An 18658-nucleotide genomic window follows, 5' to 3' on the forward strand; every position below is an offset into this window, starting at 1 on the left:
GATGCCCCTGGCTTCTGGGAGCGGTGGGCGGAGAATTTTTGACAGGGAGGACCCACGGGCAGCGCTTCGCGCTTTAGTCGATCACCCAGCCGTCAGCAATCAATTCATCAACGGATGCGTACCTGCGTAGCTCGCCCGTTGACCTATCTTCCACCGCGTACTCGCCGGCCACAAGATCGTTCAGGGAAACCCTGCCAAATCTTCCATCGCTGTTCTTCAAGGCGACATATCCATCAGCCGTGAGCGGCAAAGTCTGCAGCATCGAGCGGGTTTGCTGAATCAATGTCTCGGACCATCCATCGCTTCTCATTCTCATCTCCGAATATGCTTGCCGTTGTTCCGGACGTGGCGACACACGCAAGGCTCCGGAGCCAACCATGCCGTGGCCGCAGGTCAAAGATCCTCCGCTCATCGTTTCCAGAAGCCGGGCTCATCGTGGTGTGCGTTCGTTATCGCCACATCGAGTGACAGCGCACAGAATCGCATCGCTGCCGAACGCGGGCTGCCATCCGAGTTTTCCAGAAATCTATCGAGCTCCCCATGCGCCGGATCTGTTTGATCGAAGAGCGTATCAATGTAGATCGAGGAGCGATAGCCCGGGGTGTCGCTCCTCGGCCGCCTCGCCGCACGGCGTCCATGCGTAGCCGTTTGCGGCCAACCAGGTGATCACTTTCTCCCGCGTCTTGCTCCCCCGGCTGTCCCTAGTCACATGTAGCCCCGCTCGTCCTCAAAGAGCGTCATTAACGGCACGTCTCGTTGTTTGTGACTCGCGATTGCGTCAATGTGCCTGATCATTTGCGACATAGCGTTGTTACGGTCAGGGTCGAACGCAGACGGCGCACCATCGGCGTCTTAGCAGCGATAGAGTTCTCTGTCACAATCCTTCACCGGCCAGGACGGCAAGCCGCGGTGTTCCAGCCTTGCCTGAGCAAACGGGATGCACGTACAAGCGCCATTCCCATTGAACCCCTAAGCCTGCCGAAGCTGTGCTTGCGAGGCTGGAGAGCAAGTACCGCACTGCGGACAAGAGCAAGCACCGCTGACGCGGCACACAATCACGCCGCTCACCGGGCAAGACCTGGCATCCACGTTCCTCACCGGCCCCCCTTCCTGCACCTGTCGATATGAATCTTTCTCAGTTTCGCCGGCGATATCTGCGGCATGTCGTACGCAATGTTGGTCGCCTCGGTGGCGGTGGAGAGAAAGATCGGGTCGCCCCCGCCAACCTGACTCAGCTTTGTGAGTACATCTTGCCTGGGCACCCCTGTATCGCGCTGTTGCGCCGCCATGAAAAGGAGGTCGGCTACGCACTGGCAGACCGACATCCTTTGCGCCTTGCTGACGTCGCTTTGCCGCGCTGGCGTTTGCGCACAGGCTGCGGCAGCGGCAAACAGGGCCGCGACGGACAGGGCAACGGCCGCCATCCTTGCGGCTAGCACAGCTTGGTGATGCATATTGTTTTGCCCCCTCTTCTGTTGAGGTGGTCGGGTCCTGCCACGCTGGCTCCGCGCTTGTGAAGATTATTCTCTTGTGCAGGAGGTGATCTGTGTGGCACCGAACCTTCGGCGTCGCTTTCCACGCGCAAGTCCAGCGAAGGCATGGGCATTGCCGAATGCGGCCCGCTGGCCTTCGTTCTGGCGGAGAATACGCGGTAGCACTACTACCGCGAGCCTTCTGATGGACAGCGAAACCGCCGTAAAAGCCCTGGCCGCGCTGGCGCAGCAATCTCGCCTGGCGATCTTCCGCCTGCTGGTCCAGGCCGGCCCGGCCGGCATGCATGCCGGGCGGATTGGCGAGGCGCTGGGCCTGCCGCCGGCAACCTTGTCTTTTCATCTCAAGGAGCTGGCCAATGCCGGGCTGGTCGCGAGCCGGCAGGAGGGCCGGAACGTCATCTACCAGGCGCGCTACGAGCGGATGAACGAGCTGCTTGGATTCCTGATGGCGCACTGCTGTGAAGGGGATCCGAAGGGCTGCGATGTCCCTTCCTTTGCGTGCAAGCCCAGGCGTGCTGCACGGACAAAGGCGCCGGCCGGGTCGGAGTGAGTTGCGCGGCGAACCGCGCGGACTGTCGAGCCCGCCACGATGGATCTGGCCGGGCAGGTGTCACGTATCGGCGCCTGTGCTCAGACGCGCTCACCCGTTCCGCGCGCGTCTTCCTGTTGGCCTGAGGCCTCGATCACGTTTGGGTGACCCTGTTCCTGCACGCGTGGCAGCAATGCGGTATGCAGCAGCAGGCCGATGCAGGCGCCGAGCAGTTCGGCGAGCATGAAGCCGGGCACGCTCGCGGGCGCAATGCCGGCGAAGCTATTGCTGAACATGCGTCCGAAGGCGGCGGCGGGGTTGGCGAAGGAGGTGGAGGCGGTGAACCAGTAGGCCGCGCCGATGTAGCTTGCCACCATGGCGGGGGCGCGTCCGTTGGGGGCGCGGAGGATGACCAGGATCAGGCCGGCTGTTGCCACGGTCTCCGCGATCCATTGGCCTGGCCCGCTGCGGATCTTGGCCGAGACCTGCAGGAGGCTCATATCGAACATGGCGTGTGCCAGCCAGGCGCCTAGCACGGCACCGGCCAGCTGGGCGACGATGTAAGGGGCCAGGGCGGACCGGGGTAGCTCGCCCTTCACGGCCATCACCAGGCTCACGGCGGGATTGAAATGCGCGCCGCTGATCGGGCCGAAGACCTCGATGAGCACGTACAGGCCGCCTACCGTAGCTAGCGTGTTGGCCAGCAGGGCAACGGCGATATTGCCGCCGGCCAGGCGCTCGGCCATGATGCCCGAGCCGATCACCACGGCAAGCAGCAAGGCGGTACCGATCACTTCCCCTGCAACCTGGCGTGGCAGACCGATCATGGCTGTTAGCTCCGCGCGATCTTGGTCAGGGCTTGCTGCAGTTGCGCAGGATCCATGGTTTCAAGCGGCAGCATGAGCAGTTGCAGCATGCGGTAGCCGATGGCTTGGCGCGTGAGCTCGAACGCAAGGCGCTTTGCATCGTCGCCGCCCTGCGCGTGCGAGGGATCGGCATAGCCCCAGTGCACCTTGACCGGGCTGCCTGGCCAGTATGGGCAGGCCTCGGCCGCGGCGCTATCGCACACGGTGATCACGATGTCCATCTTGGGGGCATCGTCGCCGACGAACTCGTCCCAGCTCTTGCTGCGAACGCCTTCCACACTGACGCCGGCCTGGCTCAGCGCTTCGAGTGCGAACGGGTTGATGCGCCCGCTCGGCGCGCTGCCGGCGCTATAGGCCCAGACATCCTTGCCGAGCTGCTTTGCCAGATGGTTGAGCATGCCTTCGCTCAACACGCTGCGGGCGGAGTTGTGGGTACAAAGGATCAGGACGTTGGTTGTCATGGGAACCGCCTGGTTGTGGTCAGTTTGCTGTGTTGGGGACCGATCACGTGCTCCGCGTCGGCTCGACCGCGAACGGCTTCGCGTGGAAGGCGATGTGCTTGCCGAGGTCCTGGACATTGAGGTGGACAGGAAAGCGCTGCATTGGGGTTCCGCTTTCGTTCCCCTTTTCGTTCCCATTTAGCACGCTCAACACGCACAAACGGTAGTGGCGGCATTGTCGAGACAGGCCTCGCCTTGGCAGCAGTTGGCTGTCAGGAAGCCAAGCAGGTCATTCATGTGCGCAAACGCGGCGCGATAGATCAGATGCCTGCCTTCACGCTCTTGCGTGATCAGGCGGGCATGCATCAATTCCTTCAGGTGGAAGGACAACGTCGCGCCGGGCACTCCGATCTGCTCGGTCATCGCGCCGGGCGTCAACCCGGATGGCCCGGCCACCACCAGCAGGCGGAACACCTGTAGCCGCAGGCCATGGGCCAGGGCGGCGAGAGCGCGGATAGCATCGTTTTCTTCCATATTTCCATAATATTGGAAATGTTGGCCAAAAACAAGGGCGATGAATGCGGGAGACGAAGGCGGGCGGCGTGGGCGCCAGGTCGACGATAGGCGACGCCGGCTGGACGGTGGGCAGTGCCCGCCGGCGCGGCGGTTTGACGCTTGTCATCCAGGGTCGCTAGCATGGGAGGATTATCGATCTTCGATCGCGAAAATCGATTGTTTGCCAACCGAAGCGGAGTTGAATGGATGCTAGCCACCGAGAATGAGGTCAAGAGGGATGGGGATGCCACTGCCAATGCCTGGGCGGTGTTTCTCGCTTTCCTCCGGCTGGGCCTGACTTCCTTTGGGGGGCCGATTGCTCACCTGGGCTACTTCCGGGCGGAGTTCGTCACGCGTCGACGCTGGCTGAGCGAGCGCAGCTACGCGGATCTGGTTGCCCTCTGCCAGTTTTTGCCCGGTCCCGCCAGCAGCCAGGTTGGCATGGCGATAGGCCTGTCGCGCGCCGGCTTCATGGGCGCGGTGGCGGCCTGGGTGGGGTTCACGTTGCCGTCCGCGGTGGCCCTGGTGCTGTTCGCGCTCAGCATTTCCACGTGGGGCGATGTGATACCGGCCGGGGCGTTGCACGGCCTGAAGGTGGTGGCCGTGGCCGTGGTCGCGCAGGCCGTCTGGGGCATGGCCCGCAGTCTGTGCACGGATACGACCCGCATCACCATTGCGGCGTTCTCCGCCTGCGTGGCCCTGCTTTGGCCGAATGCGTGGGGACAGGTCGGCGTGATCGCTGCGTCCGCCGTGGTGGGTCTGGCGATGTTCAAACCAGCCCGCGATGTAACCCACGACCCGCTGCCGATCTCGATCAGCCGGCGTGCCGGGGGCTTGCTGCTGGGCGTTTTCTTCATCCTGCTGGCGGGCCTGCCGCTGGCCGTGCAAGCCTGGCCCAATCAGACGCTGGCGGTGGCGGGTGCGTTCTATCGTGCGGGATCGCTGGTCTTTGGCGGGGGGCACGTGGTGCTGCCGCTCTTGCAAGCCGCGGTTGTGCCCAGCGGCTGGGTAACGAATGACACCTTCCTGGCGGGCTACGGCGCAGCGCAGGCGGTGCCGGGGCCGCTCTTCACGTTTGCGGCGTTTCTTGGCGCATCCATGACGGTTGCGCCGAGCGGGTGGGTCGGTGCGCTGGTGTGCCTGGTGGCTATCTTTGTCCCGTCGTTTTTATTGGTGGCCGGCACGTTGCCGTTCTGGGAGCAGCTGCGCCGCAACGTGCGCACGCAGGCGGCGCTTGCCGGCGTAAACGCGGGTGTGGTCGGGCTGTTGCTGGCCGCGCTCTATCATCCCGTGTGGACCAGCGCCGTGCACGGGCCCGCCGACTTCGGGCTCGCGGTGATCGCGTTTGTGGCGCTGATGTTCTGGAAGCTTCCGCCGTGGCTGGTTGTCATTTGCAGCGGAGCGGCCGGGTGGCTGCTGAGCGTCGCGCTTTAACACGCGCGCCGCCAACCGGGTTTGCGCCAGGTGCGGTCAAACCGTGGCCGCATTCACCACCCCGTTGTCATGACCAAACCGCATGAACGTCTGATCTATCCGTGACTTACCTTGCGCCGAAGTGCATCGCCAGCTGCAGCGCAATCGATAGCACGCTCAGGCTCAGCGCGGCCGCGATGGCATAGCGCGTGCGCTTTGTGCTCTGCAGTTGCTCCGCACGAAGCTTGGCGAGTTGTGTCTGCGCGGCCTGGGCGAGATGGTGTTCCATGCCTTGGAGGAGTGCCTGGTTCGCCGATTCCATCTTGGCTTCGGCGGCTTCCACGCGTTGCACGCAGCCGATGAGCTTGAGGGCTTGCTCCTGGGACACGCCCTTGGCTTGCAGCAGGCCTTCGTTTGCAGCGTTGATCGCGGTTTGCTGCTGCGCGAGTTCGTCCTGCTGGGCGCGGATCTGCTTGTTCTGCTCGGCAAGCGCGGTGGCTTGCTGGCGCAGTTGTGATTGCTGCTCTAGCAGCACCTGCTGCTGGTCGCTGAGTACCTTGGAGATGGCGGTGTTGACGGCCAGCAGTTCCGCGGAGCGCTGGGTCAGGCTGCCAATCGATTGGCTGAGGTCAAGGCTGGCATCCTGAATCTTGTCGTCGAGGTCGTTCCACCAGTTGCTGACAAAATTACTGTTGGATTTCTCGCGGCGCAGGCGGGCGAGGCGATTGCCGTCGCCTTCCGTGGCGTTCTTGGCGTCTGCCATGCGGGCGACCAGTTCCTGGATCTTGCCGGAACTAAAAATATGCTCTGGCAGCTCCACCGAGGAGAATGCGTGAACGATCTGTAGATCCTGCTTGCCTGCGTAACTCATGCTGCTGTCCGTGTTAGAGATGGTTCAGGAATGCGTCGATTTGCTGTTGACGGTGTTCGATGCTGGCAACGCCTTCGTGGCTGCGGCGAACCTGCTCGCGCGTCTGGGCATTGGTGTGTTCCAGGCTGGCGAGGGTGAGCGCGCTCGTCTGTCCTGCCTGGCCATAGGCCGCGCCGATGTCGGCGTAGCCCTGCATGGCTTGGGCGTACTGTTCGACATTGCGCAGGGACGCGTCACAGAGGGCGCGTAGCTCTTCCGCGAACCCGGAGCGGCGTTGTGCGTCGGCCATCAGTTCGTCCAGCAGCTTTTCGTCGCGTGCCTGCCGGTCAAACGCGCTGTCGATCTGATAGGCGAGGTAGGCGGACAGCAGGCCGCTGACAATGCCCACCAGCACGGGGGACACCACATCGGCAAATGGCTTGAGCAAGGGAATGGTGAGCATGAAGGCTGACACGCTCTCTTCAAGCAGCACGCCGACCGTGGTGGCGACGACGGTGGCAAGGATCTTCAGCGCGGCCTGCATGGCCTCGCGCGGCGTCATGTGTGCGGGCCGCATGGCGATGAGCTTGAACGCGCGGTAGAGGCCGAGCAGTACCTCGCGCAAGGCGGTGACGATGCGTTTGGCCGTGGTGATAAACGAGTTGATCAGGAACGTGAGCAGATTGCTCATGAAGCCGCTGACGCCGCCGCCAAGCAGCTGCCCCATGGCATCTGGCAGCTTTGCGGCCACGGTCTGGATGACGCGGCCAAGGCGCTCGCGAATCTCCTGGAAGAGCGTTTTACCGGCCTCCACGCCGCGTTTGATCAGGACCTTGAACTCATTGAACAGGCCGTTGACCAGTTCGGTGAGCAGCAGCCCCAGCGCCTGGCGCACGGCCATGCGCGCGGCCTGGTCCAGGCCGGTGGTCAGGAGCTCGCCGGTTTGCTTTTTGAGCAGGCTGGTGTCGATGGTGGCGTTGATCTTGTCGGAGGCGGTGCGGTAGGCCTCGTCCATGCGCTTGGGATCCACCTCGTAGTGCTCGGCGTTGGTTTTGTCGTCCTGGCCGGCTTTATTGGCACGGGCCCATTCCTGGGCATCCTTGTCGCTCTTCGAGCGGTTCAGGCTGGCGTCGGTGCCGACCAGGTTGGCGTCGTCGTTGAGGAGCGTCTTGATCTTGTCGACGCTGGCGGCGCCGTCCTTGACTTCGCCAAGCGCAAGGTGTGCGCGGGGATCGGTGGCAACGGCCTTGAGCGGAATGACATGGTCCAGGTCGAAGTCTTCGCTGAGTGGCTTGCCGGTGTAGCCATCGACGCCGCTTTGCGCCGCGCTGTCGCGCTTGCGCTGCCAATCGGTGGTGCTTGCCGCGTAGCTGGCGCGGTCGAACTCGTCGGCGCTTTGCCGGAAGCGCGCGTATCGCGCCTGGTCGTCGTCCGTTGCGGTGGTGCCTTGGGCGAAGTTGTGGGCGGTGGTGACGTTGCCGCCGGTCTTGTCCTGGAACATCGCCGTAGACAAGCCAAAGGGGCCGATGATCTGGGCAAGCACATGCTGCTGGCAATCGTCGAATAGGGTTTGAAGCCGTTGCTCGCGCAGCTGCGTAGCGGATTCTCTCATTGCTGGCTCTTGCTCGCTTTTGGTTAGGCTTGGCTGTCGTTCGGTTGTTTACTGCTGGCGCGCGATGAGTTGCGAGAACCATTGGCCGAAGCTGTCCGCAATGCGCTCTCTCCTGGGGGCGTCGTGCCACAGGGCGATGACCTGGCCGTACTGGCCGCCGGTATCCGGGTCCAGGTCCAGGCAGAGGTGATCGCCGACGCCGTTGTAGGTGAAGGGGATCCATTTGGGCGACCACCACAGTGGCTTCACGCCGGGATCCGGCCTTGCGGTCATTTGCGCGAACTCGCCGCTGGCCCAGAGTGCGTGCCAGACCTTCCATTCACGCAGCACGCGTGTGGTGGATAGGAATTCGGTACCGTCGAAGAGCCATTCGGCGTGTCGATCCTGGCCGTCGTGCACCAGCAGGCATTGCACGTAGTCATCGGGCAGGGACACGCCGAGCTCGCGCTCAAGGTCTGCCACCCGTTCGGCAGATGCGGGTGGGTTGAGTCCTGCCAGACGGTCCGGGTGGTGTGCTGTCAGCCGGGCTATCAGGCGTTGCCATTGCGTGTTCATCTTGGATTCCAGTGATGCGCGTTGCCGTGTGATGCGTTCGCCAATTCCAGATCGGCCATTCCTCGGATAACTTTAGGAAAATCCTGGATCTTTTTTCTTGGGCAGCCGGTTGAGGTTGCATGGCATTCAACCGCATGACAGGGGTGCATATTGGAGGCGATACCGGACAGTGAATTGTCCGGTGCGGCCAGCAGACTTGCGGCTACCGATACACAGGAGCCTGCAAATGCATCAGAACGACCCCCTCGACATGACCATCGCGACCATCGGCCACGACGTGCTGACCCCGATCAAGCCGCTGCGGGTTGCGATTCAGCGCTGGGGTTTTTCGGCGGAGGAGGTGCAGGGCGTGATCATGGATTGCCCGACGTTTGCGGGTGCCGTGGAATGGATGCAGGCCGGGCATGCCGGCCCACGCGCCGATGTGGTTGTCCACCTGGTTGACGCCGCGCGCCTGACCGGCGCCAACGGGGGCGCGATGTGGAATGCCATGGGGCCGGTGCAGGCGATGAGGAAGGCGCGCAACACGGGCAGCCTTGAGATCGCGCTTGTGCTCGGTGCTGCCAGCCAGTTGCCGGCCGTGCGCGCGGGCAGCTGGATCCTCGCTGGCTCGCGCAGCCTGGCGAGCGCGCTGGGCATTCTCTTGCGCTCGACGCTGGATCCGGCCACGCTGTTGGCCGAGGGCAGCGAGCCGCTTAGCTGGCTGCGGGAGCTGGCATCGCTCGATACCACCTGCTTGCTGCTGCAGCAAACCGACCCCGCGCCCGAGCGCCTGGCCGGCAAGATCGAAGAGGATCTGGTCGCCCTGATCGGCGGAGGCTACGCGGCGCCCTCCTGGATCTCCATTGCGGGCCCGAGCGCGGCCATTGCCGCGCTGCGCCAGCGCACCGGGGTCATCGCCCGGCGCTTGCGGTACTCCGCGCGGCCTTTCGAAAAGGCGAGCGCCGATCTGGTGGTTGCGTTTCCCTGGCCGGATCTGGTGCGTTAAGGCTTCCGTTAGGCGGCCGACCCCAGGGACGATGGCTGCGCGGCGGTGTGGTCAACACCATCGCCATCGTTGCAGCCGTCGTCGGCGTACAGGGAAGCCGCTTCCCTGAGGAGCCTGCCGATCTCGCGCCGCACACTTGCCGGCGCAATGACCTCCACAAACGGCGAGCGCTCCAGCAGCAGGTTGTTCAGCGCGATCGACGGCGCTACGGTGGCGGTCAGGACAAAGCCGCCCTCTTCCTCGGTGATGCACTGATCGTCGGAGAGCCGCACGGATCGGAACTGGCTCGGGACGGACCCACGCTCGCGCACGCGCAGAACGAGGGGCTCCGGCGTGCTGGCGAACCACTCCAGCGCCTTCTCCTCCTTGATAAAGGCCTGCAGGTTGAACCCAGGCTCACGCTTGAGCACGAAGCCGCGGTTCTCTACCGCAAGCATGCGGTCGAGCCGCATCAACCATGGCGAGCCCTGCTTGCCGCTGGAGCGCCGGTGCTTGACCACCAGGTACCAGAACGAGCCCTTCTCGACGATGGCATAGGGCAGCACCTCGTATTCCTTGGGCTGCGTGATCTCCCTGGCCGCTACCTGGTAGCGCACGAACAGCGTCTGGTCCAGGTACAGCGCGGCCCAGATGGTCTCGAAGATCTGTTCGTCGACTGTTGGCGGGATCAAGGGGTAGCCGGCGTCCAGGCGCGCTGTCTTGCCCATCCACGCCAGCGCGCTCTCTGAGCGGCTGTCGATGGGGTTCGCACGGAGCACGCGCGCGGCACCTTCAAAGTACCCTTCGAGGTCGCCGATGACGCTGTTGGGAAGGTGGTGCCGTGCAAGCTGACGCAGCTTGAGCAGCGCCAGCGAAAGATCGATCGATGGCCGCACGGCAGCCGCCGGCCCGTTTGCCAGCAGTTTCCACTGCCTTGCGGAGCCATTGCCCTCACCCGCGAGGTAGTGTTGTTCTTCCAGCGCGGCGAAGGCACGGCGAACGTCCTTTTCCTGATCCCCCGACATCCCCAGCTTTGCCATGACTGCCTGCTTGAGTTCGGGAGACTTCCATGCATCGCGGCGCTGCGAAGCCATGATGTCCAGGACAGCGCGTTGCACTTCGGCGGGAGTCGGCATTTGGGTAAGGCATGAGGTTTGTTGTCGCCGGTATCGTATTCGGACTGGACAAGCGTTGTCCAGTTACAAGCCCGCACGCTGATCGAGCCCCGCCTATGCCAGCTGCGGCATAAACCTGTAAACTCGGCGCGGCTTCGATCCCGAAGCCTGCCTGCGGGATGTGCCGGGTTGGGTTGGTTAGAGACGGCGGATGCAAACACGCCGACAAAGGAAATGCAATGCCACGATCTACGTCCGACCCGGTCACCACGGGCCGTGCTCTGCTTGGCGTCGGATCGCTGCTGATCTTGATGGCGGGTGTGCTGCTCCTGGTGCTGCGGATCGCACAGCAGAACTACATGATGGCCCTTGGCGTGGTCTGGGTGGCCAACGGCCTGACCCTGATCCTGCATGCGCTGTACTGGTGGCGCTATGGCTTGTCCAGGCGCTGGAAGGTGGCGGTGGTCCTCCAGGGCATGCTGACGATGGCGCCGCTGTTGCTCGGAGAGTACGGGCTGGTCTTGATCTTCTTTATGCTGGGCGGGGCGGTCCGTTTCTGGTAGCGCCAGCTTTTAACGAGACATCAGAATGGGTGTTGAATACAAGATCGTTGTTGAGCTGCCGTCAGAAGACATTGCCGAGAAAATCCTTGGCCGCGCGGGCGGCGGGGCGGGCAGGAAGGGGGCCTCCGGTTTTGATTTCCGGTCGCCGGGGAATTCGGGCCAGATGCCCGATGCCATCGCCAGCGTGGAGCCCTACGGATTCTACTTTTGCAGTTTCTCGGGAATCAATGGCCTGAGCGCCGAAGTGCTTGGCTTCATCGTTGCCGCCGCAGCCGCATACGGAACGGTGCTTGTGGAGGATCTTGAGTAACGCGGCTGCCGGAAGCAATACGCTGGTTTGCTCCCCTCTCCCGCCATGCGGGAGAGGGGAGCTACGGTAGCGCCGGATTTGCCCTACCTTGCGTCCGCCGCCGAGCCAAGTTCGCCTAGCCGGTGTGCAAATTCCTCCGGCTCCACGGGCCGGCAGAATAGAAAGCCCTGTTGTCTCTCGCAGCCCAGGGAACGTAGATAGGCTGCCTGTTCCGGGGTTTCCACGCCCTCCGCCGTGACGCTCATGCCGAGCGAATGCGCCATGGCGACAACCGCGTGGGTAATCGCGGTGCAGTCGCGATTGTCTGGCAGCCCGGCGACGAAGGATCGATCGATCTTGAGGTTATGAAGCGGGAAGCGCGTCAGATAGGATAGCGACGAGTAGCCCGTGCCGAAGTCGTCGACGGAAATCCTCACGCCGGTACGGGCCAGCGATGTCAGTGCCGGCATCACGGTTTCGCTATCCATCATCAACAGCCCCTCGGTGATTTCCAGCTCCAGCGCACTGGGCTCGAGCCCCGCGCGCGTGAGGCAGCCCTGGACCATCTGCGCCAATCCCGCGTTGATCTGGCGCGGGGACAGGTTCACCGCGATCGATAGATCCGGTGCGATGGTTCGCCGCCATTCGGCCGCTTGCGCGCATGCCCGCTCCAGCACCCACTGGCCAATGGCCACGATCATGCCTGTCTCTTCCGCGACCGGTATGAACTCCTCGGGCGAGACGTGACCGAGTTCGCTGCTGTGCCATCGCAGGAGGGCTTCCGCGCCAACCGCGCTTGCGCTCTGGCCGTCCACGATGGGCTGGTAGACGACATTGAACTCGCCTGCGCTCAGCGCGCGCCGCAAGGATTGCTCCACGGCAAAGCGGCGCTGCATGCGCAAGTTAAGCGACGCCGTAAAGAACTGGAAGCTGTTACGCCCCAGTTGCTTGGCGTAGTACATGGCGGAGTCCGCATTGCGCAGCAGCGTTGCGGCGTCACGGCCGTCTTCTGGAAACAGGCTGATGCCAATCGATGCGCCAACAAAATACGCGTTCTCGCCGAGCGTGAACGGCTGTGCAATGGACTCGAGAAGCCGCGTGGCCAGCGCGGCGAGCTCTTCGGTGCTGCGATAGCCGCGTATCACGATGACAAATTCATCGCCGCCCACGCGTGCGAGCGTGTCGTCGTCTCGCACGCAGCGGGTAAGCCGCTGGGCGACGCTGCGCAGCAGGGCGTCGCCGGTTTCGTGCCCGGCCGAGTCGTTGACCAGCTTGAAGCCGTCCAGGTCGACGTAGACGATGGCAACGCGCAGCGGGTCTTGTCCATCGTTGTCGCCGGGCGCGAGTATTTCGGTCATCCGGTCGGCAAGATAGCCGCGATTGAACAGTCCCGTCAGGGAGTCTCGCGTCGCGAGATACTTCAGGCGCTGGGTGGCATCGCGTACCGGCCCGATATCCACAAAGGAGACCAGCAGGGAGCCCGGTGCCGTCTCGCCGGGCTTGATGATCGGGACCACATTTTCGCTGACCCAGATGATCTCGCCATGGATCAGTTCATGCCCGATCACCTGGCCCAGAACCGGTTGCCCCGTTGCTATCACGCGGGACGTTGGCAGGTCCTGGAACGCGATCGGGGATCCGCCGTCATGAAAGGACCGCGCAACCTTGCCGTAGATATTGCTGCCAACCAGCGACGTGGCCGAGCGGAACATGCGCTGCGCACTTGGGTTGCATGCCAGCACGATGCCGCCTGGCGTTAGCACGAGGATGCCTTCGCTCAGGAGGTCGACAACGAAGCGATGATGTTCTTCGCTCTGCACAAGCCGTTGCGCAATCGCATCCTGATGCACGGCAAGGCCCACGCTCTGCCCGATGGTCCGCAGGATCGTCTCTTCCTTGGCGGTGGGTCGCCGCGGGACGCGATAGTAGACCGCAAACGCCCCGAGCACCTTCCCGGCATCGTCCAGGAACGGCATCGACCAGCAGGCGCGCAGGCCGATCGGCAATGCAAGCTGCCGATAGTCGCTCCACAAGGGATCCGTGGCGATATCCTCCACCACCACCATGCGCCGCTCGAACATGGCCGTGCCGCATGAGCCGGCGCCGGGGCCGATCTGGAGTCCGTCGATCGCCGCGCTGAACGCGTCGGGCAACGAAGGCGCCGCGCCGAATTTCGCATGCGTGCCATCGGCATTGAGCAGGAGGATGGAGCAGGACGGCCCTTCGCCAAGCATCGCCTCGGCGCGGCGGCATACCTCGGCGAGCAGTGCCGGAAGCGGCATATTGCGTGTGATCAACCGCAGTACCGTTTGCTCGAATGCCAGCATCTCGTCGGCCAGGTCGGAGGGAGGGCGACTGGTTGGGAGCGATGCGGCATCGCCGGAATCGGCTGGCACCGGGCTTTCTTTCATTGCTGCGCTCCCTGGTTGAGGCTGGCGGGTGGCAACATTCTACGAATATTGGCACGTTCTTGCGACCAAAACTGCTGCCTCAGTGAAGTCGCTGTCATCGGCTGGCGCCAGCCTCGATACGCGCGGGGTCTTCCTTCGCCCGCCTCTCTCTCTTCATCCGCCCACATGCTTCGCCCTCCCTACGTAGGGTGATGCCTCGCGGTCAGGACGCCGTTATAAACGGACGCCTTTCTTCCTTTCTTCCTTTTGCCTCTTCAGGAGCGATCACCGCGCCTGCGGAAAGCGCGGTCGAGACCATGAGTTCAGTTTCGCTAACACCTGATTAAAGCATGACCGTTGTTTTAGACACAATTGTTGAAGTTTTGTTAGATCCATTGACTGATGCGTTTGCCGAGCCATCAGAAGCGAATTCACACCAGAGGATTGGGAAATTTCCCAAATTTTTTACGATGGCGCTCTGTTAATGTCGCGTCCAGATTTAGCGCGGCAGAATCGACCGAATAGCCAGCATCGGCAGCATCGGCAGCATCGCATTGGCGTTTCCTTGTTGAGCAAGGGAAGCGTCTTACGCATCGTCTTATCCGATTTCGTCTGCGCGCACTTTGAGAATGGGAGAGGCCCTGTGCGGCTTGGCGAGATTGGGATGGCGCACCAAAAGACGACGGTCACCGCAATGGCGGCGCACGGCCTGCGCCTTTCCGCCCTGGCGTGGGGGACGCTCCTGCTCACCGGTACTTGCCTTGCCGCCGGCGTGGTGCCCGATGGCGGCAACAGCGCGCCCACGGTCACGGTGGGGGCCAATGGCCGCATCACCGTTGGCATTACCAATGCGGTTGGCGGCGTTTCCACCAACACCTACCGGGACTTCAACGTTCCGCGCGCCGGCGTCGATCTCGATAACCGCGCGGTGCTCGCCCGCACCATCCTGAATCAGGTCACGAGCACCAATCCGTCATTGCTCGAAGGGCCGTTGAATGTGCTGGGAAACCGCGCCAATGTCATTGTGGCCAATCCCAACGGGATTACCGTAAATGGCATGACGGTGCACAACATTGGCAAGCTGGCGTTGACCACCGGGCAGGTCGACCTGACGACGCTCAACAATGCGGCGGCACAAAGCAATATCACCATCAAGACCAGTCGGGGCTTGCTTGAGATCGGCCCGGAAGGGCTGTCCGGTGAACTGCTCCAGCTTGAGTTGATTGCCAAGCAGATTCGCATTGGCGGCAGGATCGAGAACCGTTACAGCAGCCCCACCGCCAAACTGCGCTTGATCGCGGGAACCAGCGAGGCGGAGGTCAATACAGGGCCTTCGGCCACCGATAACCAGACTGACTGGATCAAGTACACGGCGCCCGAGGACATCCGCGGCAAGGGCATTGCCGTGGACATCACCGGCGCGGGTAGCCTCGTCTCGGGCCGTATCGAGCTGCTCGTTACCGATCAGGGCGCGGGCGTACGGCACGCCGGCAGCGCCTACGCCACCTCCGGAGATTTTGTCGTCTCCGGTACCGGCGATCTGCAACTCGCCTCCGGGAAAATCCAGGCCCTGCAAGACGTCCTGATCGCCACCGGCGGGGTCACGGGCACCGGCGACCTGGATGCCGGCCGCCATCTGCAAGTCACCTCCGACCGCATCGACCTGCATGCCACCACGCTGGCCGCAGGCACCCATACGACGGGGGATCTGGTGATTGGCGCGGCAGGCCAGGCACACAGCGAACCCATCAAGCTGACTGGCTCGGTGCTGAGCGCCAGCGGCGGCATCGGGCTTCTGGACGCGGGCGCGGGCATTGCGCTTGCCGGCACGCAGGCCTCGGGCGCGGGCAACCTCGTCATTGCCACATCGCGGCTCCAGACCACGCAGGCTGATACGCGCACGGCACTGGCTTCGCGCAATGGCTCGCTGAGCATCCAGGCAGACACGGCGGCGTTGTCCGATACCGATGTCGATGGCGTCGCCGGCACCGGTATCCAGGTGCGCGATCTTGCGTTGCAGGGCACCGCCATACGCGCCTCCGGCGCCGCCGTGGCCATCGATGCCGCCGGCAGCTATGTCCAGCGTGACAGCAGCGTGCTGGCCGCGACCGATGTGCGGCTGCATGCGGGGTCGGTGCTGCTTGACTCGGCCGCCGCGCAATCGACGCTGGTGGCCACCCAGGGTGGCGTGCTGCTGCAGTCCGACCGCGAGCTGACCAGCCAGGGCGCGCTGATCCAGGGGCAGTCGCGCATCGCGGGGCAGGCGCAGTCCGCCGGTGCCGTGACCGTGCTGACGGGGGGCACCGTGCTCAATACCTCCACCCCGGACTATCTCGGGATCTTCTTCGGTGCCGGCGACGATGTCACGGTCCGGGCCGGGGGCGATGTCATCAACCGCTATGGCCGCATGTTGTCGAACGGCTACCTTGCCGTGACGGCCGGCGGCGACCTGCGCAACGAGATCACCAAGCAAGCCGGTGCCAATGGCGAGCAGCCAAGCTACCAGACCGGCAGCGGCCAGCGCTGGCTGGTGCTGACCAAGACCAGCGCGCGTTTCGACGTGGACTATGGCCAGGTGGACCGGCCGGCGCAGATTGCCTATCTGCTCTCGGACAAGGGCACCACGCTCACCGGGCGCAACGTCATCAATACCGGCGGGGAAATCTATGCCAACAACGGCGACATCAAGATCCGCGCGGCTGACACGTTCCGCACGGAAGGCATCACCAGCGGCGCCGCGCATTATTCCCGCAGCTGCATGATCGTCTGCCGCACCTCGGCGTCATCGACCACCACCGTGACGGGAGGCCTGTTGTCCGCCGGTGGCCATATCGACATCCAGGCCGGCAAGCTGGCCGCGAACGTGGGCGGGCGCGTGCTGGCGCTGGGTGACCTGACGGTCAATGCGCCGCTGACCTACGCCGCCGGTGTGACCGGCTACTCGGCGATCGCACGCGACCGGGGCTTCAAGGCCTTCTTTGGCGACACCTGGGCCAGGCTCTACGCCACGGACATCGGCGGCAGCTGGATGGCGGCGGGCCGCACGCGCATCAGCGGCGACACCGTAACGGATGGGGGCAGTTTCGAGGGTGACGTGGCCATTGCGGGCACCACCACGGTGACGCGCCCGCGCCAGCGCGTTCCCGTCACCGTCGAGAACCACCTCGGTTTCACTTCCTGGGTGTGGCAATGATGCGGCGCGCTACCCCTCTCCGCCTCCGATTCCGATTCCGGCTGTCCATTACGGCCCTGGCTATCCTGTCTGCCGGCGCAGTGCAGGCTCAGGTACCGCCAATGCCGTTGCCATCGGCATCGGCTTCGCCATTGCCCCAACTCACGCCGGAAGACCCGGCGCAGCGCCTGTTGCGCGAGCAGCGCCAGCGCGACCTGGAGCGTGAGGCCACCCAGCCACCGGCCCGGATCGAGAGCCAGCAGGTTCTGTCATCCGACACGCCCATCGAGGCGGTGCCGGAGACGTCGGCCACGTTCGAGATCCAACGTATCCAGGTGATCGGCAATACCGTGCTGTCGGATGCGGAGATCAGTGCCATCACGGCACCGTTCGTTGGCAAGGCATTGGGGACCAACCGCATCAACCTGTTGCTGCGGCGCTTTACCGAAGCCTTTGTGGCGCGGGGCTTGATCACCACGCGCGCCTATCTGGGCGAGCAGAATCTTGCCTCCGGCGTGCTGATGGTCACCGTTGTGCCGGGCACGGTCGAATCGATCCGCCTCAACGGGCGCACCATCCGCCCGCGCGGCAGCGATGGTAGCGTCGATGGCAAAGAGAGCGGATGGCTCGATACCGTGGGCGGCGGGCTGCTGACAGACGCTGGCACCGGCTGGCAATTCCCCGCGCCGGGCGACACCTTGCGCCTGCCGGATCTGGAGCAAGGGGTGGACCAGGTCAACCGCCTGCGCCGCAACCGCGCCGAGCTGCAGATCCTGCCGGGGCAGACGCCGGGCAGCTCGGTGGTGGCGCTGGCCAACCAGCCCGGCGATCGTTTCCGCTTCAATGCCGGCGTCGACAACTATGGCAGCCGCACCACGGGCATCTCGCGCACGCGGCTGGGCATCGATGCCGACAACGCATTGGGCTTGCAGGAGGCGGTGTCCGCCAGCTATGTGGGCACGCGCGATACCAATGCGGCCGTGCTCTCGGCGGCGGCGCCGTTCGGCTACAACACCTTCAGCTATACCGGCTCGATCTCCGAGTACCAGACCGCCATTGGCGATACCGCGCTGCTGTACGGCCGCACCTTTGGCCATACGCTGGGCTGGAACCGGGTCCTTACCCGCGACCGGAGCGGGCGGCAGGCTTTCGACCTGACCCTCACCTATCGCAAGAGCGAGCGCGAGATCAACAACCTGGAGCTGGATCCCCAGCGGCTTACCGTGCTGCGCGCGGCCTGGAGCGGATTGCGGCGCTTTGCCGCCAACGACCAGCAAGGCTATGCCACGGCCGAGGCCGGCGTCTCGCGCGGGCTGCGGCTGATCAATGCCACCCGCGACCCCGCCGACATCCGCTCTGACGAAGCGCATGCGCAGTTCACCAAGCTCGATGCCAATGCGAGCCTGCAACTGCCGTTGCCGCGGGCCTTCGACACGGCCCTGCTGGCCTGGCGTGCGCAGCTCGTTGCGCAGTGGGCCAATGTGGCGCTGTTCGGCTCGGAGCAGATCTACGCGGGCGGCGTCAGCACCGTGCGCGGCTTTCGCGAAGGCGCCATCGCTGGCGACCGTGGCGCTTATCTGCGCAACGAGATGGTGTGGGCCAACGCGCCGGCGCTGGCCGGCATCCGCATGGAGCCCTACCTGTTCCTGGACGGCGGCCAGACCCAATCGGTCGCAACCCGCGACTGGCAATCGGTGGCTGGCACCGGCGCCGGCATCCGTCTCTCGGCCCAGTGGGCCAAGCAAACATTCACCAGTGAACTGCTGGTTGGCGTGCCGCTCGCGTAGCCCAGCTACCTGGGCACAAAGGCGCCGCTTTTTTTGGCCACGCTCAACTGGACCTATTGAGC

General features: G+C 64.1%; 16 protein-coding genes. 7 read left to right on the top strand and 9 right to left on the bottom strand.

Annotation, left to right across the window (positions count from 1 at the left end; all coding sequences use genetic code 11):
* Positions 1-73 precede the first annotated feature (73 nt).
* On the bottom strand, positions 74-310 hold the full coding sequence (locus tag F7R26_RS00255; RefSeq protein ID WP_150985373.1) for a hypothetical protein: 237 nt from the start codon (positions 308-310) through the stop codon (positions 74-76).
* Between the two features lie 1367 nt (positions 311-1677).
* Between F7R26_RS00255 and F7R26_RS00260 the strand changes: the two genes are divergently transcribed.
* Entirely contained in the window at positions 1678-2043 is a 366-nt protein-coding gene (locus tag F7R26_RS00260) for an ArsR/SmtB family transcription factor (RefSeq protein WP_150985374.1), read from the top strand.
* Between the two features lie 80 nt (positions 2044-2123).
* On the opposite strand, the gene F7R26_RS00265 is transcribed toward F7R26_RS00260, so the two are convergent.
* The 3 genes from F7R26_RS00265 to F7R26_RS00275 all read right to left on the bottom strand — a co-directional run bounded on the left by F7R26_RS00265 (position 2124) and on the right by F7R26_RS00275 (position 3862).
* Positions 2124-2849, bottom strand: coding sequence for an aquaporin (locus tag F7R26_RS00265; RefSeq protein WP_150985375.1), 726 nt, complete (start codon positions 2847-2849; stop codon positions 2124-2126).
* 5 nt (positions 2850-2854) lie between these two features.
* Entirely contained in the window at positions 2855-3349 is a 495-nt protein-coding gene (locus F7R26_RS00270; RefSeq protein WP_150985376.1) for an arsenate reductase ArsC, read from the bottom strand.
* Positions 3350-3535: 186 nt separating this feature from the next.
* Complete coding sequence (locus tag F7R26_RS00275; RefSeq protein WP_150985377.1) at positions 3536-3862, bottom strand: ArsR/SmtB family transcription factor; 327 nt, start codon at positions 3860-3862, stop codon at positions 3536-3538.
* Positions 3863-4090: 228 nt separating this feature from the next.
* Here F7R26_RS00275 and chrA point away from each other — a divergent pair, with 228 nt between their 5' ends.
* Positions 4091-5317, top strand: a complete 1227-nt coding sequence (gene chrA, locus F7R26_RS00280; protein ID WP_150985378.1) for a chromate efflux transporter — start codon at positions 4091-4093, stop codon at positions 5315-5317.
* 106 nt (positions 5318-5423) lie between these two features.
* Here chrA and F7R26_RS00285 read toward each other — a convergent pair whose 3' ends face one another.
* The 3 genes from F7R26_RS00285 to F7R26_RS00295 are packed head-to-tail and all read right to left on the bottom strand — an operon-like array spanning position 5424 to position 8313.
* Complete coding sequence (locus F7R26_RS00285; RefSeq protein WP_150985379.1) at positions 5424-6167, bottom strand: hypothetical protein; 744 nt, start codon at positions 6165-6167, stop codon at positions 5424-5426.
* A 13-nt stretch (positions 6168-6180) separates the two neighbouring features.
* Complete coding sequence (locus tag F7R26_RS00290; RefSeq protein WP_150985380.1) at positions 6181-7758, bottom strand: AI-2E family transporter; 1578 nt, start codon at positions 7756-7758, stop codon at positions 6181-6183.
* A 48-nt stretch (positions 7759-7806) separates the two neighbouring features.
* A complete protein-coding gene (locus tag F7R26_RS00295; protein WP_150985381.1) occupies positions 7807-8313 on the bottom strand; it encodes an SMI1/KNR4 family protein in 507 nt (168 codons plus the stop codon).
* Between the two features lie 226 nt (positions 8314-8539).
* Here F7R26_RS00295 and F7R26_RS00300 point away from each other — a divergent pair, with 226 nt between their 5' ends.
* Positions 8540-9301 (top strand): hypothetical protein, encoded by a 762-nt coding sequence (locus tag F7R26_RS00300; RefSeq protein WP_150985382.1) that lies wholly within the window; start codon positions 8540-8542, stop codon positions 9299-9301.
* A gap of 8 nt (positions 9302-9309) precedes the next feature.
* Here F7R26_RS00300 and F7R26_RS00305 read toward each other — a convergent pair whose 3' ends face one another.
* Positions 9310-10416, bottom strand: coding sequence for a helix-turn-helix transcriptional regulator (locus tag F7R26_RS00305; RefSeq protein ID WP_150985383.1), 1107 nt, complete (start codon positions 10414-10416; stop codon positions 9310-9312).
* A gap of 218 nt (positions 10417-10634) precedes the next feature.
* Here F7R26_RS00305 and F7R26_RS00310 point away from each other — a divergent pair, with 218 nt between their 5' ends.
* A complete protein-coding gene (locus F7R26_RS00310) occupies positions 10635-10958 on the top strand; it encodes a hypothetical protein (protein ID WP_150985384.1) in 324 nt (107 codons plus the stop codon).
* Positions 10959-10983: 25 nt separating this feature from the next.
* Positions 10984-11268, top strand: coding sequence for a hypothetical protein (locus F7R26_RS00315; RefSeq protein WP_150985385.1), 285 nt, complete (start codon positions 10984-10986; stop codon positions 11266-11268).
* An 83-nt stretch (positions 11269-11351) separates the two neighbouring features.
* Here F7R26_RS00315 and F7R26_RS00320 read toward each other — a convergent pair whose 3' ends face one another.
* Positions 11352-13658, bottom strand: a complete 2307-nt coding sequence (locus F7R26_RS00320; protein WP_150985386.1) for a putative bifunctional diguanylate cyclase/phosphodiesterase — start codon at positions 13656-13658, stop codon at positions 11352-11354.
* Positions 13659-14301: 643 nt separating this feature from the next.
* On the opposite strand from F7R26_RS00320, the gene F7R26_RS00325 reads away from it, so the two are divergent.
* Both F7R26_RS00325 and F7R26_RS00330 read left to right on the top strand, forming a co-directional pair.
* The gene (locus F7R26_RS00325) at positions 14302-16830 is read left to right on the top strand and encodes a filamentous hemagglutinin N-terminal domain-containing protein (RefSeq protein ID WP_241754385.1); all 2529 of its coding nucleotides are present in this window, start codon (positions 14302-14304) and stop codon (positions 16828-16830) included.
* Positions 16827-18596: a ShlB/FhaC/HecB family hemolysin secretion/activation protein gene (locus tag F7R26_RS00330; RefSeq protein ID WP_416351293.1), complete on the top strand. Its 1770-nt coding sequence runs from the start codon at positions 16827-16829 to the stop codon at positions 18594-18596. The genes F7R26_RS00325 and F7R26_RS00330 overlap by 4 nt, the downstream gene beginning before the upstream one ends.
* Positions 18597-18658: the final 62 nt, after the last annotated feature.

The organism is Cupriavidus basilensis (assembly GCF_008801925.2).
Lineage (GTDB): Bacteria > Pseudomonadota > Gammaproteobacteria > Burkholderiales > Burkholderiaceae > Cupriavidus > Cupriavidus basilensis.